Source organism: Mesorhizobium sp. BR1-1-13 (assembly GCF_020165515.1).
GTDB lineage: Bacteria > Pseudomonadota > Alphaproteobacteria > Rhizobiales > Rhizobiaceae > Mesorhizobium.
Genome location: NZ_JAIUIH010000001.1, coordinates 573,953 through 596,763 on the forward strand (window position 1 = coordinate 573,953; position 22,811 = coordinate 596,763).

Sequence of the window (22,811 nt, forward strand, 5' to 3'; positions counted from 1 at the left end):
CGCACGGGGCTGGCATGAGCGGCCGCGGCAACTCGATCATCATCGTCGGCGGCGGCGCCAGCGGCGTCGTGCTCGCCGCGCATCTGCTGAGGCAGCCCAATCCCGACCTTCGCGTCACGCTGGTCGAGAAGCGCCCGCATTTCGGCCAGGGCATCGCCTATTCCACATTGCTCTCCGCGCATGTGCTGAACGTCAGCGCCGCCGGCATGAGCGCCTATGCCGACGATCCCGGCAATTTCTGGCGCTGGTTGCTGGAACGCGGCCTGGCAACGCCGGAGCAGGCGCCGGTCTACGCGCCGCGCAGCATCTATGCCCGCTATCTCGGCGAATTGCTGGACGACCTCGAGGCGCGCGAGAGGGAGACCGGACGCCTCCGGCTGATCCATGAGGAAAGCCTGTCGATCTCGCCCACGGCCTCGGGGGTCGAAGTGGCGCTCGCCAACGGCACCAGCGTCGTCGCGCATCTGGCGGTGCTCGCCACCGGCCATGACGAGGTGCCGGCCATGGGGCAAGGCCATGCGGTTCGGATGGGATCGGAGGCCGACACCGCGCTCGATCCCGACCGGAGCGTCATGGTGCTGGGCACCGGCCTCAGCATGGTCGACGCATTCCTGGCGCTCGAACAGCGCGGCCACCGCGCGGAGATCGTCGCGGTGTCGCGGCGCGGCCTGCTGCCCTCGCCGCACCGCAAGGGCAATCCGATCAAGCTCGACGTCGCCGACATCCCGCTCGGCACCCAGCTTTCCTATTTCGTCGGCTGGTTCCGCGACCTGATCCGCGAAAACCAGAAGGCCGGCATCGACTGGCGTGACGTCGTCGACGGCCTGCGCCCGTTCAACCAGAAGATCTGGCAGAACTGGCCGGCCTCCGCCAAGCGCCGTTTCGTCGAGCACACCAAGGCGTGGTGGGACATCCACCGCCACCGCATGGCGCCCGAGGTCCATTCCCGCGTCACGCAGGCCGTGCAGTCCGGCCGCATCCGCCTCGTTGCCGGCCGTGTCGTCGACATCGCGGCGGGCGGCGAGTTCACGGTCCAGGTCCAGTCGCGCCACACCAAGCGGCTGGAGAGATTCGAGGTCGCCCGCATCTATGATTGCTCCGGCATCGTCAGGGACATCTCGGCCTCGTCGAACAGTGTCGTGCGCTCGCTGGTCGACCGCTCCCTGGCGCGGCCCGACCCGCTGCGCATCGGCCTCGACGTGACGGCCAATTGCGAGATCATCGCCGGCGACGGCACGGTGTCCAGGAAAATCCTCGCCGTCGGCCCGCTGACGCGCGGTACCTTCTTCGAGATCGACGCCATCCCCGACATTCGCGTCCAATGCGCGAGGCTGAGCAAGCAGCTGCTGGGGTAGGGTGTTGACGTCGGCGCTGTACGGCAGGCCAGAGGGGCGTGCCGTACAGTCCTGCAGCCCTTGCGCGTCGCAACCCGGAATTTCATTCTCCATCTGGCCGGTCGATTGGCACGATCTATCTTCTTTCCCACTGCAAAGGGCTGGAAAAGAGGATACGCTGCCGCCGTGCCCGAGGCGGCCGCTTGATCATGGAGCATCGATATGAGCAGGCACAAGATCGCGCCCTCGGATAGCGCCCCTTTGGAAAGCGCCGCTTCGGAAAATGCAATGTCGCGCCTGCGGCCGCCTTACGGATCGGTGCTCGACTTGATCGGCCAGACCCCCGTGGTCGAGCTGACCCAATTCGACACCGGCAAGTGCCGGCTGTTCATCAAGCTCGAAAGCCAGAATCCCGGCGGCTCGATCAAGGACCGTATCGCGCTGTCGATGATCGCGGCGGCCGAGAAGGAGGGCAGGCTGAAGCCAGGCGGCACGATCGTCGAGGCGACGGCGGGCAATACCGGCCTGGGCCTCGCGCAGGTCGGCATCCCCAAGGGCTACCGCATCATCCTGGTTGTGCCCGACAAGATGTCGCGCGAGAAGATCCAGCATTTGCGCGCACTGGGCGCGGAAGTGCGCATGACGCGCTCCGATGTCGGCAAGGGCCACCCCGAATATTACCAGGACATGGCCGAAAAGATCGCGGCCGAGCTGCCCGGCGCCTTCTACGCCAACCAGTTCGCCAATCCGGCCAACCCTGAGGCGCATGAAACCACCACCGGTCCGGAAATCTTTTCGCAGCTCGACGGCGATGTCGACGCGGTGGTGGTCGGCGTCGGCTCCGGCGGCACGCTGACCGGGCTTGGCCGGTTCTTCGCCAAGGCATCGCCGAAGACGGAAATGGTGCTGGCCGATCCGGTCGGCTCGGTGCTGGCGCCGCTGATCAAGACCGGCAAGATGGTGGAGGCCGGGAGCTGGACGGTGGAAGGCATCGGCGAGGACTTCGTGCCGCCCAATGCCGAGCTGTCGCTGGTCAAGAAGGCCTATTCCATATCGGACAAGCAGAGCATGCTGGCGGTGCGCGATCTCCTGTCCCGGGAAGGCATACTGGCTGGCTCGTCTTCGGGCACGCTGCTGTCGGCCGCCTTGCGCTATTGCCGCGAACAGACGTCGCCCAAGCGCGTCGTCACCTTCGTCTGTGACAGCGGCAACAAATATCTGTCGAAAGTATTCGACGATTTCTGGCTGGCCGAACAGGGGCTTGCCGAGCACGAGCAGCATGGCGACCTGCGCGACCTGGTGATGCGCACCCACCGCACCGGCGACACCGTCTATGTCGGTCCGGACGAAAGCCTGCTCAACGCCTATGGCCGCATGCGCCGCTCCGATGTCTCGCAGCTGCCGGTGCTCGACGACGGCAAGCTGGTCGGCATCGTCGACGAAAGCGACATTCTGGCCAAGGTCGACGGCCCCTATGAGGGTCGCTGGGAGCGCTTCAACGCGCCGGTGCGCACGGCGATGACCTCCAATCTGCATACTTTGCAAGCGAGCCAGACGCTGGACGCGCTGCTGCCGGTATTCGACCGCAACGAGGTCGCCATCATCTTCGACGGCGACGAGTTCGTCGGCCTGATAACCCGCATCGACCTGATCAACCATCTGAGGCGCCGTGCACGATGACCGCATCCGGAAAGAACCGCCTGGCCTTCTCCACCCGCACCATCCATGGCGGCCAGAGCCACGATCCCCTGACGGGAGCGGTGATGGTGCCGATCTACGCCACCTCGACCTATGGCCAGCAGTCGCCCGGTGTGCACAAGGGCTTTGAATATGCCCGCAGCCAGAACCCGACGCGCTTCGCCTTCGAGCGCGCGGTGGCCGATCTCGAAAGCGGCTCGGCCGCCTTCGCCTTCGCCTCGGGGCTGGCGGCGATCGCCACCGTGCTGGAACTGCTCGATTCCGGCGCCCATATCGTCGCCACCGACGACATCTATGGCGGCTCCTTCCGCCTGATGGAGCGTGTGCGCAAGCGCTCCGCCGATCTCAAGGTGAGCTTCGTCGACTGCACCGACCTTGCGGTTATAGAGGCGGCGATCCGCCCGGAGACGAAAATGCTCTGGGTCGAGACGCCGACCAACCCGCTGCTGCGCATCGTCGATCTCGAAGGCGTCGCGGCCCTCGCCAGGCGCAAGGGCATCCTCTCGGTCGCCGACAACACCTTCTGCAGCCCCTATCTGCAGCGGCCGCTGGAGCTCGGCATCGACATCGTGGTGCATTCGACGACGAAGTACCTCAACGGCCATTCCGACATGGTCGGCGGCGTGGCTGTTGTTGGCGACAACAAGGATTTGGCCGATCGCCTGAAATTCCTGCAGAACGCCATCGGCGCCATTTCGGGCCCGTTCGACAGTTTTCTCGCCCTGCGCGGCCTCAAGACATTGGCGCTCAGGATGGAGCGGCACTCGTCGAATGGCCTCAAGATCGCGCAGTGGCTGGAGGCCCGCAAGGATGTGCGCCGGGTCATCTATCCCGGTCTGGCCAGCCATCCGCAGCATGCCGTCGCCGTCCAGCAGATGCATGCGTTCGGCGGCATGATATCAGCCGTGCTCGACCGCGACCTCGCCGGCACGAAACGCTTCCTCGAACGCACGCAATTGTTCACGCTGGCCGAAAGCCTCGGCGGCGTGGAGAGCCTGATCGAGCATCCGGCGCTGATGACGCATGGATCGATCCCGGCGGAGAAGCGCGAGGAGATCGGCATATCGGATTCGCTGGTGCGGCTGTCGGCGGGCATCGAGGATGGCGACGATCTGATCGCGGATCTGGAGCAGGCGCTGGGGGGCTGAACGGCGGCTCCAAAGCCAGCGTCACTATACGGGGAGAGGGTGCCGGCAGGCAGGTGAGGCCAGCGCCAACGTCGCAGAAAAGCCAGCACAACCCCGTTGACCCCAAACCCCATCTGCCCGAGATGTAGCGCCCCATGGCCACGCGCGAACTCCCAAAATCCGCCGACACCCCCCTCACCTTCGCGGTGCTGGTCTTCCCCGGCTTTCCGATGATGGCGTTCAGCTCGGTCATCGAGCCGCTGCGCGCCGCCAACATTCTGGCGAAGCGGGAATGCTATCGCTGGATCATCGTGGGCGGCACGAAAGGCACGGTCGAGGCGTCGAACGGCGTCGTCATCCAGCCGGGGTTCTATGCCGAGGATGCGCCAAAGGTCGACCGCATCGTCGTCTGCTCGGGCGGCGACGCCGATCATCTCGTCGCCGAGGATGCGGCAAGCTGGATCCGCCGCAGCTTGCGGGGTGGCGCCCATATCGGCGCGGTGGCGGACGCGGCGTTCTTTCTTGCTCGCGCGGGCCTGCTCGACGGCCATGCCTGCACCTTGCACTGGACCAGTCAGGCCGCCTTCACCGAGGCCTTTCCCGACGTCGAGCTGAGACGCGACCTCTATGTCATCGACCGCAAGCGTTTCACCTCGGCCGGCGGCGTCGGCAGCCTCGACATGATGCTGGAGATCATCACCCGCGACTACGGCGCCGAGCTTGCGGCCGGCGTCGCCGAATGGTTCGTGCACAGCCAGCTGCGCTCCAGCGTCGACCGCAAGCTGATGCCGCTGCGCCTCCGCACCGGCGTGCGGAACGAACTGGTGCTGTCGGCCATCGCCATCATGGAGGACGCCGTGGAGGAGCGGCTCGGCATGGCGGAGCTGACCGCCAGGCTCGGCGTCTCCTCCGACAAGCTCGAACGCTCCTTCCGCTCCGAACTCGCCATCTCGCCCAACGGCTACTACCGGCGGCTCAGGCTGAAACGCGCCGCCGATCTCCTGGCGCATTCGACGCTCGCCGTGCGCGACGTGGCGCTCGCCTGCGGCTTTGCCTCGATGTCGAGCTTTGCGCGCGCCTTTCGGGAGGAGCATGGTCATCCTCCGAAGCTGGCGCGACGGCATTAGAGGTCCTGCTGGCGCTGAGAGACGTTGGCGGGCAGCGCCCCCTTCTGTCCTGCCGGAGGGGGCGCTTGGCACCTGCATCTCTTATTACCCCAGCGGCATCTCGCACAACAAGCGCGGTTTTCCGCACAATCCCTCGTTACCGCCTGCGCCATGGTCTGATCCTGCAAACCACCCAAGGTCAGCCCCCATGAGCATCGTCGTATTCGACCCCGACAGCACTGAAGACGTCGACTTCAAGGACCGCATGCGCCATCCCGCGGCGGCCGATCCGGCGGGCGGCATGTGGCTGTCCGACACCGAGCCGTCCTTCATCGATGCCGACGCGCTTCGTAAAGGCCGGCTGGCCAGGCTGCGCGGCTGGATGCGTGAGGCCGGATATGGCGGCGTCGTGCTGTTCGATCCCTATAACCAGCGCTACGCCACCGGCTCGCGCAACATGTTCGGCTATTTCCTGCGCAATTCGACCCGCTACTTCTTCATCCCGACCGAAGGGCCGATCGTGCTGTTCGAATACCCGCAGAGCTACCATGTCTCCATGGTGCTCGACACGATCGACGAGGCGCGTCCGTCCAAGCTGGTCTGGTCATCGGTGTCGGGCCGCGACGACGAGACCGCCGGCCCCTTCGCCGATGAGATTGCCGAACTCCTGAAAAAGCATGGCGGCGGCTCGATGAAGCTCGGCCTCGACCGCTGCAGCCATCTGCAGGCGCTGGCGCTGGAAAAACGCGGCTGCGAGGTCAGGGATTGCCAGGGCGAGATCCTGGCCGTGCGCGCCGTCAAGACGCCGGAGGAAGTCAAATGCCTGCAGGCGTCGATGGCCGGCGCCGAAGCCGCCGTCTATGCGGTGCGCGAGGCGATCAAGCCCGGTGTCTCCGAAAACGAGCTGTTCGCCATCATGTATGGTGAGGTCATCCGCCAGGGCGGCGAGTTCATCGAGACGCGGCTGCTCACCTCCGGCCAGCGCACCAACCCCTGGTTCAACGAGGCCAGCGGCCGCAAGATCAGGCCCGGCGAATTGCTGGCGCTCGATACCGACACGATCGGCTGCTATGGCTATTATTCGGACTTTTCCCGCACCTTCCGCTGCGGTCCGGGCAAGCCGACCCCTTACCAGAAGTCGCTCTACCGCATGGCGCACGACCAGGTTCAGCACAACATCTCCATCGTGAAGCCCGGCATGGCCTTCCGCGAGATCGCCGAGAAGGCGTGGAAAATCCCCGACCGCTTCGTCGACCAGCGCTACACTTCGGTCATGCACGGCGTCGGCATGCATGGCGAGACACCCTTCATCGCGCACGCCATGGACTACGAAACCTATGGCCGCGACGGCCATATCGTGCCAGGCATGGTGGTGAGCGTGGAAAGCTATATCGGCGAGAAGGGCGGCCGCGAGGGCGTCAAGCTGGAGGACGAAATCCTGATCACCGAGACGGGGACGGAGCTTCTGTCGCGTTTCCCCTATGAGGATGAGTTTCTGGAGGGGCGGGTTTGATGGTGGTTGCGCGCCTCAGTGGGGCATCGCAAGCCGTCTGGACTAGCCGCGACGCCCATCGCTTCGTCATCCTAGGGCGAAGCAAGGAGCGCAGCGACGCGGCGCAGACCCTAGGATCCATGCCGCGACGTCTCAGCGCCGCAACGGTCCAAGTTCTGCTCCGCTGCATCCCTCGATCGAGGTCACGGCATGGATCCCAGGGTCTCCGCGACGCCGCTGCGCGGCTGCTTCGCCCTGGGATGACGAAGGCGGGGACGCTTCGGTCAATCACCACCGCTTGCGCAAACGTACGATACGGAGCAGCGTCGGCCGCCAACCCAGGCCCATCCGCATGAAAAGCCCCATCTCCCTCACGCGCGGCAGCGTGGCCGCTATCTTCATCGACCTGCAGGAAGAGCACCGGCAGGATACTCGCTATCTCGTCGAGGGTTTTGAAAGAATCCTCGCCAATGTCCAGCGCCTGCAGGCGGCGGCGCGGCAGAACCATGTGCCGCTTTACCACTGGGCCTACATCGTCGATCTCGACAGCCAGGACCGCCCCTTCCATCCCGTTGGAGCCGACGGCAAGTCGGCCTTCTCCGACAAGAGCGATCCGCTGACCGAGATCTGCCGTGAGGTGGCGCCGGCCGATGGCGAGACGCTGCTGATCAAAGCCGAGGCCAGCGCCTTCCGCGCGGGGCCGGCCGCCGATCGGCTCAAGACTTCCGGCATCGAATGGCTGGTCATATCGGGCGTGTGGACCGAGGCCTGCATCGATGCCACCGTGAAGGACGCCGTGGCGCGCGGTTTTCGCGTGCTGCTGGTCAAGGACGCCTGCGGCAGCGGCAGTGCCGCCATGCACCAGACCGGCATCCTCAATCTCGCCAACCGACTCTATGGCGGCGCCGTCACCGACACCGAAGGCGCCTGCCGGCTGCTGGCCGGCGAGAGCGTCGCCGTCTGGCAGGTCGAGGGCTCGGTGCCGCTGCGCTTCAGCTTTGAAAACGCGGCCAGGCTTTACAGCGAGCTTTGAGGCAATGCCTTCCGAAACCGTGGGCAGCAGTGGAACGACCAGGCGCGGCAAGTACGCGACGCTGCTCGACCCCGCGCTGTGGGCCTATATAGACGGCATCAACGCCTGGTATCCGCCCGAGACGATCGACCTGCCGATCGCCAAGCAGCGCGCGATCTATGACAGGATGTGCCGGGCGCTTCGCCAGCCCTATCCGCCGGGGGTGACGGCCAGCGACGGCCTCATCGCCGCCCCCGGCCGCGACATCGCGGTGCGGCAATACCGGATGGCAGGCACGGCCGCGCGGGCCACGGTGCTTTATTACCATGGCGGCGGCTTCATCCTGGGCGGGCTCGACAGCCATGACGACATCTGCGCCGAGATCTGCGCCGGCACCGGCTTTGCGGTGCTCTCGGTAGACTACCGGCTGGCGCCCGAACATCTTCATCCCGCCGCCTTCGACGACGCTCTGGCCGCCTTCGAATGGGCGGCGGCGACGAACGGGCCACTGCTGCTGTGCGGCGAGAGCGCCGGCGGCAATCTGGCGGCGGCGATCAGTCACGCGACGCGCGCTCATGCGAAGAGGCCGACCGGCCAGGTGCTGATCTATCCCGGCCTCGGCGGCGACGAGACTGCCCGCTCCTATATCGAGCATGCCGAGGCGCCGCTTCTGTCGGTCGGCGACATCGCCTTCTACCGCGACGTCCGCTCGGCCAAGAGACAGGCGCCGGATGATCCGACCTTCTCGCCCCTGCGCGCCGCCGACTTCTCCGGCCTGCCGCCCACCGTCGTCATTACCGCCGAATGCGACCCGCTGTCGTCGGATGGCGAGGCCTATCGCGATCGCATCCTGGCCGCCGGCGGCAGAGCGAGCTGGCACGAGGAGAAGCGCCTCGTGCACAGTTTCCTGCGCGCCCGCACCACCGTGCCGGTCGCCGCCGAAGCGTTCCGGCGCATAATCGCGGCGATCGCAGCACTTGGCGCGGGCGAATGGCCCGTCGAATGCTGAACGCCAGCGAAGCAGCCCTCAATTGCGCCCGTAAAACGCGTTCGGGACATGCACCGGCCAGCGCCATGGCAGCACGGCGATCATGTCGAACCGCATCGACAGCCTGCCGTAATCCGGCTGGCGCGACAGCCAGATGTCGGCGGCGCCTTCGATGCGGCGTTCCGACTCGTAGGCGATCGCCTCCATTGCTTCCATCAGCGTGCGGCGGGCCTTGACCTCGACGAACAGCACCAGGTCGCCCCGCCGTGCGATCAGATCGATCTCGCCGAACCGCGTGCGGTGACGGCGCGCCAGAATCCGGTAGCCCTTCAGCACCAGCGCCGCCGCCGCCAGCCATTCGCCGCGATGGCCGCGCCGGTAGGCTTTTTGACGGCTGACGCTCGGGAGCCTAGCCACGGTCCTCTCCACAGGCATCCCTGAGTTCCAGCAGCCGTCGGTAGAGCGCCTGCTTCTGGCCGCCGGTCATTTTTGCCGCTTCGCCGGCCGCCTTGGAGGCCGGCATTTCGGCGGCGAGCGACAACAGCAGCCGGTCGATATCGGCCGGCTCGTCCGCCCTGGCTTCGGCCGGACCGACGCACACCACGATCTCGCCCTTCGGCGTATCGGCCGCCGCATAGTGGTCGGCCAGCGCCCGCAGCGTGCCGGTGCGCATTTCCTCGAAGGCCTTGGTCAATTCCCTGCCGATCGCTGCCTTGCGCTCGCCGCCAAGCGCCTCGACCATCGCGCCGAGAGACTCGGCCAGCCGGCGCGGCGATTCGAAGAAGATCAGCGTCGCCGGCACCGCTTTCAGCGCTTCCAGCCGCGCCAGTCGCTGCCCCGCCTTGACCGGCAGGAAGCCGGCGAACAGGAAGGCATCCGAAGGCAGGCCGGATGCGGTGAGCGCGGCAAGCGGCGCGGACGGACCGGGGATGGGCACGACGCGAATGCCCTGGTCGAGCGCCTCGCCGACCAGCCGGTAGCCGGGATCGGAAACCAGCGGCGTGCCGGCATCCGAGATCAGGGCCACGCTCTGCCCCGACTGGAGCGCCGCTATCAATTTTGGACCGGCCTCGCCGGCATTATGCTCGTGATAGGCCGTGGTGCGGCGGCGGATGCCGTAGCGGTCGAGCAGCACGCGCGACACGCGCGTGTCCTCGCAGGCGACCATATCGGCAGCGGCCAGCGTCTCAAGCGCGCGCAGCGTGATGTCGGCGAGATTGCCGATCGGCGTCGCCACCAGATAGAGCGCCGGTTCGAGCGGCCGGGCGGTAATCTCGGTCTGCCCGATCACATAGCTGCGCTTGCCCGTCTCGCCAGTCACCGGTGCCTTCTCCGTCAGCGGCGCGCCCGCGTCCAGATGGAGCCGCGAAGGACGTTCCGAAATCATCCGCCCTGTTTGGCACGGCCCGCGCCGGGTTGCAAAAGCCGCTGTAATGCAAGGCGAGCGCCATTCCTTCGCCACAGTAGGGAACGAAACCGTCTTTCGCAGATTTAGCCCCTGATTCCCCCGGGAGGACAGGATGGACAGACTGACCATACAGGACGCTTTCGAGCCCTACTATGCAGGCCGCAAGCGCTTTGCCGCGCAAGGAGACGGGAAACCGCCCGCCACCACAGACGGCAAGCAGGGGCCCGCGCGCCGCCCGCCACCAGAGATCAAGCTACCCGACAACGAACCCGACAGCACGACGGAGCACTGACCGGACGATGCCCAATCGCTTCGATATTTTCATCACCCGTCTCGAAACCAAGAACGCCCGCCACGGCGCAGCACTACCCTCGATAAGCGACCAGCACCGCGCCCGCCGCGATAAGGGCGACGCCAAGCCAGTTCGCACTGGTGAGCCGCTCGCCGAGAAAGACCGCGCCAAACACCGCCACAAGCACGACGCTTAGCTTGTCGATGGGCGCCACTTGCGCCGCATTGCCGATTTTCAGCGCGCGGAAATAGCAGAGCCACGAGGCTCCGGTCGCCAGTCCCGACAGGCCGAGGAAAAGCCAGGTCTTTCCGGAGATCGAGGCCCATGATTGGAATTGGCCGCTGGCGGCGAGGATGGCCGCAAGCACGACCAGGATGATGGCTGTCCGGATGAGGGTGGCGAAATCGGAATTGATCGTCTCGATGCCCACCTTGGCAAAGATCGCCGTCAGTGCCGCGAAAGCCGCTGACAGCAGCGCCCAGAATTGCCAGGAAGAAACGGTCAGGTTCATTTCGGGCCTCACGATGTCCTGGGTCCAGATAACGTGAAACCCGCGCCTTCAGAAGCGCAATCTCCGGCTTGGGGATTGAGAGCGGTATCTCGCCTTCGTCCTCCTCGGATCTGCGCGCCGCTCCGCATTACTCCGCTGGTGGATGACTTCGCTGGTGGATGTTGGGGGCCTACCGCGCCAGATCGGCCACCACGGCGTCGAGCACGATCATGCCGGCGGGCGTGGCGCGCAGGCGGGCGTTGCCGATCGGCGCCACCAGCCCTTCGCCCTGCAGCACCGACAGCCGTGCGCTCGACAGGCCGCGCCCGGAAAACGCTTCGTAGCGCGACAGGTCGATGCCTTCCGCCAGCCTCAGTCCCATCAGCAGGAACTCGTCAGCCTCTTCGGAGCGCGTCAGGGTTTCGCCGCCGGTGACGCCATGGCCCTTGGCCTCGACCAGATTGGCCCAGGTTTCCGGCATCCTCTCCGCGATGGTCACGACGCGGTGGCCGTTCTCGACGAAGCGGCCATGCGCGCCGGGGCCGACGCCGACATATTCGCCATAGCGCCAGTAGGTCAGATTGTGCCGGCTTTCGGCACCCGGCCGGGCGTGGTTTGAGATCTCATATGCCGGCAAACCATGGGCGGATGTCACCTCTTGCGTGAGCGCATAAAGGTCGGCGGCGTGGTCGTTGTCGGGGATGATGAATTTCTTCGCCGCGTGCAGCGCGTGAAACGGGGTGCCTTCCTCGATGGTCAGCTGATAGAGCGACAGATGGTCGGCGGCGTGGCCGATCGCCTGTTCGAGCTCCGATGCCCAAGCCTCCGGCGTCTGGCCTGGCCGTGCGTAGATCAGGTCGAAGGAGAGCCTTGGGAATATCTCCCGCGCGAGCCCGATCGCGTGCAGCGCCTCGTCCACATTGTGCAGCCGGCCAAGGAAGCGCAAATCCTTGTCGTCCAGTGCCTGCACGCCGAGCGAGACCCTGTTGACGCCCGCAGCGCGATAGCCACGAAAGCGTTCGGCTTCGACCGAGGAGGGATTGGCCTCCAGCGTCACCTCGATGCCGTCGGGCACCGCCCAGTTCTTCGCCACGGCGTCCAGGATCCTGGCCACCGTTTCCGGCTTCATCAGCGACGGCGTGCCGCCGCCGAGAAAGATGCTGGTCACCTCGCGCGCGCCGCTGCGCTGGCGCATCGTTGCCAGTTCCGCCTCGAAGGCGGCGGCAAAGCGCTCCTGGTCGACCGGCTGGTGGCGGACATGGCTGTTGAAGTCGCAATAGGGGCACTTGGCCGCGCAGAACGGCCAATGCACATAGACGCCGAAACCGGGGCTGCGGTCGAGCGGCATGGTGGCGCCGGGCCTGATCATGCCGAGCCTAACCTGGCCAGACCCAATCGAGCCTGGGCGAATTTCTGGAAGGCGCGGGCGCGGTGCGACAGCGCCGTGGCCTGGCCGGGCTTCCAGCCATGTTTCTCCTCGGCGGTCATCTCGCCGAAGGTTTTTTCGAAGCCGTCCGGCAGGAACACCGGGTCATAGCCGAATCCGAGCTCGCCGCGCGGCGGCCAGACCAGCCTGCCTTCGGCCTCGCCGCGGTAATACTCGGCCTCGCCATCGGGAAAGGCGAGACAGATGACGGCGACGAAGCGACCCTTGCGCTGCTCGGCCGAGGCCGCGCCGACTTCCTGCAGCGCCACTTCGGTGCGCTGCATGGCGATGCCGAAATCCCTGCGGCCATCAGGCGTTTCGGCCCAGTTGGCGGTGTAGACGCCGGGCGCGCCGTCAAGCGCGTCGACGCACAGGCCCGAATCATCCGACAGCGCCGGCAGGCCCGTCGCCTTGGCCGCGGCGAACGCCTTGATATAGGCGTTCTCCTCGAAGGTGGTGCCGGTCTCGTCGGGTTCGGGCAAGCCATAGTCCTTCGCCGATTTCGCCTCGAATCCGAATGGCGCCATCAGATCGGCGAATTCGCGCAGCTTGCCTTCATTGTGGCTGGCGACGACGATCTTTTTTCCGTCGAGAGAATGCATCAAAGTCCCCAGATTCTTGGCTCGGCGAATTCGATCGAATTGCCGGAAGGATCGCGGATATAGAGCGAGCGGCCGCCTTGCGGCCATTCGAACTCGCTTTCGATGGTGATGTTCTTCGCCTCCAGATGGGATCTCCAGCGGCTGATTTCATCGGCGGTCGCCGCAAAGCAGAGATGGCCTTCGCCTGATGTGCCGTGCGGGGGCACTTTCAGCCTCGCGTCGGGCTCGGGCGGGACCTTGGTCGCCTCGGCGTTGAAGATCAGCAGCACGCCGGCTCCGCAACGGAAGAAGAGATGGCGACCCTCGACCTTGCCGACAGGAGTGAGGCCGAGGATGTCGGTGTAGAAGGCTTCCGCTGCCGCCAGGTCGGTGACGTAGAGGGCGGATTCCAGGATTGCGGAGGGTGTCACGAGGCTCGGCATCTAAAACTCACGCCACCGCCATCTGCTGCAAACTCACTAGCCTCTGTATGCCTTTCTTGGCCAGGCCCATCAGCTCGGCGAACTGCCCTTCCGAAAAGGGCTCGCCCTCGGCTGTGCCCTGGATCTCGACGATGCCGCCCTTGCCGGTCATGACGAAATTGGCGTCGGTGCCGGCGGAGGAATCTTCGAGATAATCGAGGTCGATGACCGGCTGGCCGTCATGGATGCCGCAGGAAATCGCCGCGACATGATCCTTCAGCACCTTGGCGACGCTCACCATCTGCCGGGCTTCCATCCAGCGCAGGCAATCGTAGAGCGCCACCCAGCCGCCGGTGATGGAGGCGGTGCGGGTGCCGCCATCGGCCTGGATGACGTCGCAGTCGACGGTGATCTGCTGCTCGCCCAGCGCCTGCAGGTCGACCACGGCGCGCAGCGAGCGGCCGATCAGCCGCTGGATCTCCAGCGTGCGCCCGCCCTGCTTGCCGGCGGAGGCCTCGCGGCGCATGCGCTCGCCGGTCGAGCGCGGCAGCATGCCGTATTCGGCCGTCACCCAGCCCTTTCCGGAATTGCGCATCCAGCCCGGCACCTTTTCCTCCAGGCTTGCCGTGCACAGCACATGCGTGTCGCCGAACTTCACCAGGCACGAGCCTTCGGCATGTTTGGAGACGCCGCGCTCGAAGGATATGGCGCGCATTTCGTCGAACTGGCGTTTGGAGGGGCGCATTCGGCCTGCTTTCTTGTCAGCTTTTTGAATCTTGGCCGGCTTTTAGACGCATGCGGGGCACGGCGTAAAGGAAAATGGACCGGCGACAGCAAACGCGACACCGGGTGATCGCCCAACGCGACACTGGGTGATCGCAAGTGCGACACTGGGTTGCGCGTAGCGCGGCGAAGTCTATATCCTTGAACCGGAGGTTATGGCCGCAATGACCAAGGCAGTCGATCCCGCTTCGCAGTCGCTCGCTCTTCACGCGCCGGCACTTCAGGCGCTCGATATGCGCTCGCGCGACATCTTCCGGCGTATCGTCGATTCCTATCTGAGGGACGGCGAGCCCGTGGGATCGCGCAGCCTGTCGCGCATCCTGCCGTCCTCGCTGTCGCCGGCCACCATCCGCAACGTGATGAGCGACCTCGAACATCTCGGCCTGATCTACGCGCCGCACGTCTCGGCCGGCCGCCTGCCGACGCAGGCCGGCCTGCGCTTCTTCGTCGACGCCTTCATGGAACTGGGCGACCTCTCCGACGAGGAGCGGCGCAGCATCGAGGCGCAGGTGCGCGCCTCCGGCTCGGGCGCCACGCTGGAACACATGCTGACCGAGGCCAGCCAGATGCTGTCTGGCATGTCGCGCGGCGCCGGCCTGGTGCTGGCCGCCAAGAACGAGGTGGCGCTCAAGCACATCGAGTTCATCCAGCTCGAGCCGACAAAGGCGCTGACCGTGATGGTGTCGCAGAACGGCGACGTCGAGAACCGGGTCATCGATCTGCCGGCCGGCATCACCGTCTCGCAATTGCACGAGGCCTCGAATTTCCTCAACGCCCATATTCGCGGCCGTACGCTGGCCGAGGCGCGGGCGGAGGTCGCGCGTATCAAGGAAGAGACAAGGGCAGCGCTCGACACGCTGTCGCAGGACCTGGTGGAGAAAGGGCTGGCGGTGTGGGCCGGCGCGGAAAGCGGCCTGCCGGCGCGCCTGATCGTGCGCGGCCGCGCCAATCTGCTCGAAAACGTCACCGCTCAGGCCGACATCGAACTCTTGCGCCACCTGTTCGAGGACATGGAAACTCAAGACGGGCTGATCCAGCTGCTCGACCTCGCCGAGGCGGGACCGGGCGTGCGCATCTTCATCGGCTCGGAAAACAAGCTTTTCTCGCTCTCCGGCTCGTCGCTCGTCGTGGCACCCTACCGAGACAAGGACGCCCGCGTCGTCGGCGCGCTCGGCGTCATCGGCCCGACCCGGCTCAATTATGCCCGCATTGTCCCGATGGTCGACTATACGGCGCAGCTGATATCGCGCATGCTGCGCTGAGAGCTGGGATCGATCCAGACGGCCGAGGAGGAAAAAAATGGCGCTGGAATCGTTCAAGGCCCAGATCAGCCTGCTGCTGGAGGAGATGGTCAACCAGCCTGAGGATGTGCGCGAAGTGCAGGAGCAATTGCGCGAGAAGCTGCGCGAAATGCGCGCCATGGGCATGCCACTGCCGGCCGACCTCGTCGAACTGGAAAAGAACCTCGACGCCGATCTCGACGCGGATACCTGACCCGAATTCCTTCGACTCCCCGTGTCGTCCGGAACGACTGCCGAGCCCGCCCGTTCCCTTGATGCATGTGATCCTCGGTCTTGGGACAACGACATGCATAGCGAAGCGAGAAGCTGGAGACTGGGATGATCAGACTTGCCGGCGCCGTGGCGATCCCTGCAGCCTTGCTTTTCGCCGCGACGGCATCGGCCCAGCAGACAGAGCCGGTGCTCAAGGGCGCGGCCGCATTCGGTGACTGGCGGGCCGACGAGCCGGGCGTGCGCCGGCTGATCAGCCCGCAAGACCAGCCCAAGCCCTATGTCACCAGATCCGCCTCGAACAGCGCCGGTCCGGTGCAAAGGCCGCAAGGCGCCGAGCCGCGGCTGCCAGCGGGTTTTTCGGCGGAACTGATCTCTTCGGGCATCGACAATCCGCGCGTCGTGCGTGTCGCGCCCAATGGCGACCTGTTCGTCGCCGACAGCGAGGCCAACCAGATCCGCGTCTATCGTCTGGCCGAGGGCAGCGCGAAACCCGTCAAGGACGGCATCTTTGCCCGCAATCTCAACCGGCCCTACGGCATCGCCTTCTATCCGCCAGGGGACAGCCCGCAATGGATCTATGTCGCCAACAGCGACAGCATCGTGCGCTTTCCCTACCGCGATGGCGACCTGAAGGCGTCCGGCGAGCCGGAAACGATTGTCCGCGACATTCCAGCCACTCATCACTGGACCCGCGACATCGCCTTCTCGGCGGACGGCAAGACGCTGTATCTCTCGGTCGGTTCCGGCTCGAACGCCGCCCAGGACATGGCAAGAAAACCGCGCGGCGGGCTCGACGCCTGGGCCAGGTCGAAGCCGCTCGGCGCCACCTGGGGCGCGGAGGAAGGCCGCGCCGACGTCATGGCTTTCGACCCGGACGGTAGGAATGGCCGCATCGTTGCCACCGGCCTGCGCAATTGTTCGGGCATGGCCGTCCAGCCGGCGGCGGGCGCGCTTTGGTGCGTGGTCAACGAGCGCGACGCGCTCGGCGACAACGTGCCGTTCGAATATGCGACCGAAGTGAGGGAAGGCGCCTTCTACGGCTGGCCCTGGTACTATATCGGCGACAATGAGGATCCGCGCCACAAGGGCGCGCGTCCCGACCTTGCCGGCAAGGTCACCGTTCCCGACATTCTGATGCAGGCGCATTCAGCGCCGCTCAACATCGCCTTCTACGACGGCAGGAATGCCCGCGCGGGATCCGGTTTTCCGGCCGAATACAGGGGCGACGCCTTCGTCGCCCTGCACGGTTCGTGGAATCGCGGCAACAGGACCGGCTACAAGGTGGTGCGGTTCAAGTTCAAGGACGGCAAGCCGACCGGCGAATATGAGGATTTCATGACCGGCTTCGTCACCTCCGGCGGCGAGGTCTGGGGCCGGCCGGTCGGCGTGGCGGTGGCGAACGACGGCGCGCTGATCGTCACCGAGGACGGCAACGGCACCATCTGGCGCGTGACCTACGGCGACGGGCGGTCCTGATCCGCTTGGGAGGTCCCGAGCGCGGGGCATGCCTGGTGCAACCAAATCCGCATCCAGGCAATTCCCGCCCGCGAAACTCTGTGCGACAAGGCGCCGTCCCAGCAGTTCGCGGACGCAAGGCTCGATCCATGACCCTCACCGGCTTCCTCGCCTACAGCGCCGCCCTCGGCTTAGCCGCGGCCATTCCCGGCCCCGGCGTCACCGCGCTTGTGGCGCGCGCGCTCGGTTCCGGCTTCCGCTCCTCGCTGGCCATGTCCTTCGGCCTGATGCTCGGCGACCTTCTTTATCTCACCGCCGTGGTGCTTGGGCTTGCCTTTGTGGCGCAGACCTTCGGCCTGGTGTTCCTCGCCGTCAAATGGGCCGGCGTCGCCTATCTCGCCTTCCTCGGCTGGCGCTTCTGGACCGCCGGCATCACGCCCGAGACGGTCGAGGCCAGGAAGAGCAAGGGCAGGCTGGCGTCGAGCTTCCTCGCCGGCCTGACGGTGACGCTCGGCAATCCGAAGACGATGATCTTCTATCTCGCCATCACGCCGACCATCGTCGACCTCAAGACCATCACGCTGGCCGACTACGGCATCCTCGCCGCACTCACCGTCCTCGTCCTGTTCGTGGTGCTGGTGCCTTATCTGGCGCTGGCGGCCAAGGCGCGCTGGTTCCTGCGCTCGCCGCGCGCCCTGAAAGCGTTGAACCGCACCGCGGCCGGCTTCATGGTCGGCGCCGCGGCGGCGATCGCAGCCCGTCAATAGGGCCGTTTGCGCCAAATCATTCCGTCGGTCCGGCTGTTCGGGAAACGCTTTTCCGAGGCCGGGGCGTTTTAGACACGCACCCCACTCGGATATTTTCGGGCGACGGTCTATCTTGCGTGAGTGGAAGCCCTATCCTGGCCGCCATCCGCCTGAGATCAGTTCCATTCGCCTGACATTCTGGGAGCCAAACCAATGACCAAGTCCGTCGCCTCCGCTCGTGTTCCCGGCCGCGGCCGCATCTACAATTCCATCACCGATACGATCGGCGACACGCCACTGGTGCGGCTTGACAAATTCGCCAAGGAGAAGGGCATCGTCGCCCATCTCATCGCCAAGCTTGAATTCTTCAACCCCATCGCCTCGGTCAAGGACCGTATCGGCGTGGCGATGATCGAGGCGCTTGAGGCATCGGGCAAGATCGCTCCCGGCAAGACGACGCTGATCGAGCCGACTTCGGGCAATACCGGCATAGCGCTTGCCTTCGCCGCCGCCGCCAAGGGCTACAAGCTGATCCTCACCATGCCCGAAACCATGTCGGTCGAGCGCCGCAAGATGCTGGCGCTGCTCGGCGCCGAACTGGTCCTGACCGAAGGGCCGAAAGGCATGAAGGGCGCCATCGCCAAGGCCGACGAACTGGCGGCCACCATCCCCAACGCCATCATCCCGCAGCAGTTCGAGAACCCGGCCAATCCCGAGATCCATCGCACGACGACGGCCGAGGAGATCTGGAACGACACCCAGGGCGAGGTCGACATCGTCGTCTCCGGCATCGGCACCGGCGGCACCATCACCGGTGTCGGCCAGGTGCTGAAGAAGCGCAAGCCTTCGCTGCATGTCGTCGCGGTCGAGCCGGAAACCTCGCCGGTGCTGTCGGGGGGCCAGCCCGGCCCGCACAAGATCCAGGGCATCGGCGCCGGCTTCGCGCCGAAAATCCTCGACACCAGCATCTATGACGAGATCGTCAAAGTCTCGAACGAGGATTCGGTCGCCAATGCCCGCCTCGTCGCCCGGCTGGAAGGCGTGCCCGTCGGCATCTCCTCGGGCGCCGCCCTGCAGGCGGCGATCGTCGTCGGCTCGCGGCCGGAGAACAAGGACAAGAACCTCGTGGTGATCATCCCCTCCTTCGCCGAGCGTTATTTGTCGACGATCCTGTTCGAAGGGCTGGGCGCTTAGGCCAACATGGACTCGCGATCCGCCACGACCCTCTGCCCTGCCGGGCAGAAGCGCGCGCTGTCCCGCCAACGCCAACAGGTTCTATTTCCGCCTCGCCTGGCCCGCTGAAAAACCAGCCGTGGCGGATACCGCGGGCTTGAGCAGCGCCCTGCTTCCGGTTCATATCGCCCCCGGCCCCGCAGGGCCGGCGGAGGACCTCATGTACAAGCTCTACACCCGTCCCGGCAGCGGCGGCTTCGTCGTCGAGGCGGCCCTGGCGCTGGCCAAGGCGCCGTTCGAGCAGATCGACGTACCGAAATCCGACCGGCCCGGTCCCGCTTTCCTCGACATCAGCCCCCTGAACCAGGTGCCGGTGCTGACCTTGCCGGACGGCCGCTCGCTGACCGAGTCGGCGGCCATCTGCATCCTGCTCGCCGAACGCCATCCGCGGGCCGGGCTGGCGCCGGCGGCCGATGCGCCGGCCCGCGCCGACTTCCTGCGCTGGATGGCGTTCATGTCGTCCGCCCTCTATCCGGCGGTGCTGCGTTTCTACTACGCGCCGCGCTACACGGCCGACGCAGACGGCGCCAAGGCCGTCAAGCAGGCGGCGGTGGCCGAGATGGACCGCGGCTTTGCCGTCGTCGATGCCGCCTTGCGCGGCCGCGACTGGCTGGCGGGCGAGGCGATGTCGGTGGCCGATATCTATCTGGCCATGCTGGTGGCCTGGCATCCCGACAGCGGCAAGGCACGCACCGCCTGGCCCGACATCGAACGCCTGTGGGCCAAGCTTCGCGAGCACCCGCTGATGAAGACGCTCAACGCATCGCACGAAATGTGGCCGGGCTGAACGGGCCGTCGCCAAAGCACCGCGCTCAGGCATTTCAATGCCTGAGCGTCGCGCGTTTTACCTGCAGGAAACGGCGTACCGCCGGATCGCTTTCGAGGCCGATCGCCCGGTCATAGGCTTCGACCGCCTGCGGCACCTGGCCGAGCCTGGCCAGAAGGCCGGCGCGCGCGGCCCAATAGGGCTGGTAATCATTGAGCCGCTTGTCGTCGCCAAGCACGTACAGCGCCGCCAGCCCCGCCACGGCGCCCTCAGCTTCGGCGATCGCCACCGCGCGGTTGATCGCCACCACGGGCGATCGTGCAATCGAAAGCAAGGCGTCGTAGAATTCGCGGATCGCCACCCAGTCGGTCTGGCCGCTCAGCCGCCGCGCCGCGTGGACGGACTGCACGGCCGCTTCGAGCTGGTAGCGGCCGATGGCGTCCAGAGTGGCGGCGCGGCCGAGCAGGGCTTCCGCCTCGTCGATCAGCGCATGATCCCACAGCGCATGATCCTGCTCGGCGAGCGGCACATACTCTCCGGACACATCGCGGCGCGCGGGGCGGCGCGCCTCGGCGAACAGCATCAGCGCAAGCAGGCCCAGCGCCTCCGGTTCGTCCGGCAGTAGCGAGGCCACCAGCCTGCCGAGCCAGATTCCTTCGGTGGCCAGGTTCCGGCGCCGCGTCTCGGTGCCCGCCGGGTCGGACCAGCCCTCGGCGAAGGTCGCGTATATGGCCTCCAGCACGGTATCCAGGCGCTCGCCGAGTTCGGCCCGCTCCGGTACGCGGAACGGAATGCCGGCTTCGCGAATGCGGGCCTTGGCCCGCACCAGGCGCTGGCCCATTGTCGCCGGCGCGACCAGGAAGGCGGAGGCGATCGTCGCTGCGTCGAAGCCAAGGACGGCCTGCAGGATCAATGGCGCGCGCACGCCAGGTTCGATCGCCGGATGCGCGCAGGCGAACATCAGCCGCAGCCGCTCATCGGGCAGGTCCTGGTCGGTCATGCACGCCTCCGCCTCCTCGGCAATCAGCTTGAGATGGTCGCGGCCGGCTTCGCTGGTGAGCCGCCGCCGCACCGCGTCGACACGCCGCCGCCTTGCCACGGCAAGCAGCCAGGCTTCCGGCTTTTCGGGCACGCCGGTTCGCGGCCAGCGTTCGAGCGCCGCGGCAAAGGCGTCGGCCAGCGCGTCCTCGGCGGCGGCCACGTCGCGCGTGCGCGCCGCGAGCCACGCGACCAGCTTGCCGTAGCTTTGCCGGGCCGCGGCCTCGGCGGCTGCCCGGGCAATCTGCGCGCTGCTGTCCATCACATCGTCATTTCTTGGGCATGTATTCGGCCATTTCCCAAATCGGCCGCAACTCGACCGTGCCGGTGCTGGCCGCCGGGCAGCGCGCCGCCCATTCGATGGCGGTATCGATGTCGGGCGCCTCGATCATGTAGAAGCCGGCAAGCTGCTCCTTGGTGTCGGCATAGGGGCCGTCGATCACGTTGGTCTTGCCGTCGGTGATCCGCACCGAGGTGGTTGCCTGGGTCGGGCGCAGCCTTTCTCCGGCCAGCCACGCGCCGGATTTCTTCAACGCTTCGGTATAGGCGCCATAGGCCGCGCTCATCTGTTGGGCCTTCTCGATCGGCGTGTTCGCCAGTGCGGCTTCGTCGTTGTTGATCAAAAGCATGTATCGCATGGGTCTTCTCCCGTGGTTTCGTAGGCCGCGTCCTTGCGAGCCGGACATATGTCGCGCGGCAAGGGCCGATTTCGACAGGTGCCGGAAAAAATCTTTCGACCACGCTCGCGTCCCGCGCAAGCCGGGAGCTGTTTCCGCATCCATTCAACCGTTCGTCTAATGAATGCAATTGCGGGTTGGCATTTGCGGCCCGCCGTCTAAACTCGGCCGGTTCGCATCGAGGAGGTGGTGCGGCTGCCAATATTTTCAGGGAGGAAACCGGATGTTCCATTTCAGAACGAAGTTCGTTGCAGCCGGCGCAATGGCGCTTTCGCTCGGGCTCGGCATTGCCTCGGCCAGGGCACAGGAATTCATCAACGTGCTGACCGGTGGCACGTCGGGCGTCTACTACCCGCTCGGCGTGGCGCTGTCGGAAATCTACGGCAAGGGCATCGCAGGCGCCCGCACCCAGGTGCAGGCCACCAAGGCTTCGGTCGAGAACCTCAATCTGCTGCAGCAGGGCAAGGGCGAGATCGCCTTCGCGCTCGGCGATTCCGTCAAGATGGCCGCCGAAGGCAATGCCGAGGCAGGCTTCCCCGGCAAGCTCGACAAATTGCGCGGCATCGCCGCCATCTACCCCAACTACATCCAGATCGTCGCCAGCCAGGAATCCGGCATCAAGACGCTGGCCGACCTCAAGGGAAAGAGCCTGTCGGTCGGCGCGCCGGCGTCGGGCACCGAGCTCAACGCGCGTGCCATCTTTGCCGCCGCCGGGCTGAAATACGAGGATCTCGGCCGGGTCGAATACCTGCCCTTCGCCGAATCGGTCGAGCTGATCAAGAACCGCCAGCTCGACGCCACGCTGCAGTCGGCCGGCCTTGGCGTCGCCTCGATCCGCGACCTCGCCACCTCGGTGCCGATCAATGTCGTCGCCGTGCCCGCCGAGGACGTCGCCAAGATCGGCGCGCCCTATCTGTCGGTGGTCATCCCCAAGGGCACCTATGAGGGCCAGGCCGAGGACGTCGCGACCGCCGCCGTCGGCAATTTCCTCATCACCCGCGCCGACGTTTCCGACGAGACGGCCTATCAGATGACCAAGCTGATGTTCGAACATCTGGACCAGCTCGCCGCCGCCCACGCCGCCGCCAAGGCGATCGACCCTGCCAAGGCGCTCGACGGCATGCCGGTGCCGCTGCATCCGGGCGCGGAGCGCTACTACAAAGAGAAGGGGCTGTTGAAATAGGGGGGTAATCGGACATGTCTTCGCCAGCCGCCTCCCTCTG

Annotated in this window: 24 protein-coding genes; 15 read left to right on the forward strand and 9 right to left on the reverse strand. The window is 66.1% G+C overall.

The annotated features are described in order from the left end of the window. Positions 1–14 precede the first annotated feature (14 nt). The 7 genes from LB533_RS02880 (at position 15) to LB533_RS02910 (ending at position 8,778) form a co-directional block, all read left to right on the forward strand. A complete protein-coding gene (locus LB533_RS02880) occupies positions 15–1,355 on the forward strand; it encodes an FAD/NAD(P)-binding protein (RefSeq protein ID WP_140639469.1) in 1,341 nt (446 codons plus the stop codon). Positions 1,356–1,556: 201 nt separating this feature from the next. Further along, positions 1,557–3,014 carry a pyridoxal-phosphate dependent enzyme gene (locus LB533_RS02885; protein ID WP_224676585.1) on the forward strand — a complete coding sequence of 486 codons (1,458 nt, stop codon included), beginning with the start codon at positions 1,557–1,559 and terminating at the stop codon, positions 3,012–3,014. Then, positions 3,011–4,180 (forward strand): trans-sulfuration enzyme family protein, encoded by a 1,170-nt coding sequence (locus LB533_RS02890; RefSeq protein WP_140685334.1) that lies wholly within the window; start codon positions 3,011–3,013, stop codon positions 4,178–4,180. The genes LB533_RS02885 and LB533_RS02890 overlap by 4 nt, the downstream gene beginning before the upstream one ends. 134 nt (positions 4,181–4,314) lie before the next feature. Further along, complete coding sequence (locus LB533_RS02895) at positions 4,315–5,286, forward strand: GlxA family transcriptional regulator (protein ID WP_224676586.1); 972 nt, start codon at positions 4,315–4,317, stop codon at positions 5,284–5,286. A 187-nt stretch (positions 5,287–5,473) separates the two neighbouring features. After that, a complete protein-coding gene (locus LB533_RS02900) occupies positions 5,474–6,778 on the forward strand; it encodes a M24 family metallopeptidase (RefSeq protein ID WP_140639465.1) in 1,305 nt (434 codons plus the stop codon). A gap of 331 nt (positions 6,779–7,109) precedes the next feature. Next, positions 7,110–7,790, forward strand: a complete 681-nt coding sequence (locus LB533_RS02905; protein ID WP_224676587.1) for an isochorismatase family protein — start codon at positions 7,110–7,112, stop codon at positions 7,788–7,790. A gap of 4 nt (positions 7,791–7,794) precedes the next feature. Then, complete coding sequence (locus LB533_RS02910) at positions 7,795–8,778, forward strand: alpha/beta hydrolase (RefSeq protein WP_224676588.1); 984 nt, start codon at positions 7,795–7,797, stop codon at positions 8,776–8,778. A gap of 18 nt (positions 8,779–8,796) precedes the next feature. On the opposite strand, the gene LB533_RS02915 is transcribed toward LB533_RS02910, so the two are convergent. Then, positions 8,797–9,174, reverse strand: coding sequence for a YraN family protein (locus LB533_RS02915; RefSeq protein ID WP_224676589.1), 378 nt, complete (start codon positions 9,172–9,174; stop codon positions 8,797–8,799). Next, the gene (gene rsmI, locus LB533_RS02920; RefSeq protein WP_224676590.1) at positions 9,167–10,078 is read right to left on the reverse strand and encodes a 16S rRNA (cytidine(1402)-2'-O)-methyltransferase; all 912 of its coding nucleotides are present in this window, start codon (positions 10,076–10,078) and stop codon (positions 9,167–9,169) included. Before rsmI ends, LB533_RS02915 begins: the two co-directional genes overlap by 8 nt. 199 nt (positions 10,079–10,277) lie before the next feature. Between rsmI and LB533_RS02925 the strand changes: the two genes are divergently transcribed. Next, complete coding sequence (locus tag LB533_RS02925; protein ID WP_140491829.1) at positions 10,278–10,457, forward strand: hypothetical protein; 180 nt, start codon at positions 10,278–10,280, stop codon at positions 10,455–10,457. A gap of 73 nt (positions 10,458–10,530) precedes the next feature. Here LB533_RS02925 and LB533_RS02930 read toward each other — a convergent pair whose 3' ends face one another. From LB533_RS02930 to rph, 5 genes are all read right to left on the reverse strand, one after another. After that, positions 10,531–10,968, reverse strand: a complete 438-nt coding sequence (locus tag LB533_RS02930; protein ID WP_224676591.1) for an EamA family transporter — start codon at positions 10,966–10,968, stop codon at positions 10,531–10,533. A 169-nt stretch (positions 10,969–11,137) separates the two neighbouring features. Further along, the gene (gene hemW / locus LB533_RS02935; RefSeq protein ID WP_224676592.1) at positions 11,138–12,316 is read right to left on the reverse strand and encodes a radical SAM family heme chaperone HemW; all 1,179 of its coding nucleotides are present in this window, start codon (positions 12,314–12,316) and stop codon (positions 11,138–11,140) included. Next, entirely contained in the window at positions 12,313–12,975 is a 663-nt protein-coding gene (rdgB, locus tag LB533_RS02940) for an RdgB/HAM1 family non-canonical purine NTP pyrophosphatase (RefSeq protein WP_224676593.1), read from the reverse strand. The genes hemW and rdgB overlap by 4 nt, the downstream gene beginning before the upstream one ends. Then, positions 12,975–13,385, reverse strand: coding sequence for a VOC family protein (locus LB533_RS02945; protein ID WP_224676756.1), 411 nt, complete (start codon positions 13,383–13,385; stop codon positions 12,975–12,977). Before LB533_RS02945 ends, rdgB begins: the two co-directional genes overlap by 1 nt. Before the next feature lie 19 nt (positions 13,386–13,404). Then, positions 13,405–14,121, reverse strand: a complete 717-nt coding sequence (gene rph, locus LB533_RS02950; protein WP_140491814.1) for a ribonuclease PH — start codon at positions 14,119–14,121, stop codon at positions 13,405–13,407. A gap of 202 nt (positions 14,122–14,323) precedes the next feature. Here rph and hrcA point away from each other — a divergent pair, with 202 nt between their 5' ends. The 6 genes from hrcA to LB533_RS02980 all read left to right on the forward strand — a co-directional run bounded on the left by hrcA (position 14,324) and on the right by LB533_RS02980 (position 19,894). Beyond that, complete coding sequence (gene hrcA, locus LB533_RS02955; RefSeq protein WP_140639456.1) at positions 14,324–15,421, forward strand: heat-inducible transcriptional repressor HrcA; 1,098 nt, start codon at positions 14,324–14,326, stop codon at positions 15,419–15,421. A 37-nt stretch (positions 15,422–15,458) separates the two neighbouring features. Next, positions 15,459–15,653: a hypothetical protein gene (locus tag LB533_RS02960; protein WP_140554504.1), complete on the forward strand. Its 195-nt coding sequence runs from the start codon at positions 15,459–15,461 to the stop codon at positions 15,651–15,653. 125 nt (positions 15,654–15,778) lie between these two features. Continuing rightward, positions 15,779–17,149 (forward strand): PQQ-dependent sugar dehydrogenase, encoded by a 1,371-nt coding sequence (locus LB533_RS02965; protein ID WP_224676594.1) that lies wholly within the window; start codon positions 15,779–15,781, stop codon positions 17,147–17,149. A 128-nt stretch (positions 17,150–17,277) separates the two neighbouring features. Then, complete coding sequence (locus LB533_RS02970) at positions 17,278–17,895, forward strand: LysE family translocator (RefSeq protein WP_224676595.1); 618 nt, start codon at positions 17,278–17,280, stop codon at positions 17,893–17,895. A gap of 192 nt (positions 17,896–18,087) precedes the next feature. After that, positions 18,088–19,068: a cysteine synthase A gene (cysK, locus tag LB533_RS02975; RefSeq protein ID WP_224676596.1), complete on the forward strand. Its 981-nt coding sequence runs from the start codon at positions 18,088–18,090 to the stop codon at positions 19,066–19,068. A 199-nt stretch (positions 19,069–19,267) separates the two neighbouring features. Then, the gene (locus LB533_RS02980) at positions 19,268–19,894 is read left to right on the forward strand and encodes a glutathione S-transferase family protein (RefSeq protein WP_224676597.1); all 627 of its coding nucleotides are present in this window, start codon (positions 19,268–19,270) and stop codon (positions 19,892–19,894) included. A 34-nt stretch (positions 19,895–19,928) separates the two neighbouring features. Here LB533_RS02980 and LB533_RS02985 read toward each other — a convergent pair whose 3' ends face one another. Both LB533_RS02985 and LB533_RS02990 read right to left on the reverse strand, forming a co-directional pair. Beyond that, positions 19,929–21,173: an RNA polymerase sigma factor gene (locus tag LB533_RS02985; protein WP_224676598.1), complete on the reverse strand. Its 1,245-nt coding sequence runs from the start codon at positions 21,171–21,173 to the stop codon at positions 19,929–19,931. A 7-nt stretch (positions 21,174–21,180) separates the two neighbouring features. Then, on the reverse strand, positions 21,181–21,549 hold the full coding sequence (locus LB533_RS02990) for a YciI family protein (RefSeq protein WP_140554494.1): 369 nt from the start codon (positions 21,547–21,549) through the stop codon (positions 21,181–21,183). A 262-nt stretch (positions 21,550–21,811) separates the two neighbouring features. Here LB533_RS02990 and LB533_RS02995 point away from each other — a divergent pair, with 262 nt between their 5' ends. Next, the gene (locus LB533_RS02995; RefSeq protein ID WP_224676599.1) at positions 21,812–22,771 is read left to right on the forward strand and encodes a TAXI family TRAP transporter solute-binding subunit; all 960 of its coding nucleotides are present in this window, start codon (positions 21,812–21,814) and stop codon (positions 22,769–22,771) included. The last annotated feature ends 40 nt before the right edge of the window (positions 22,772–22,811 follow it).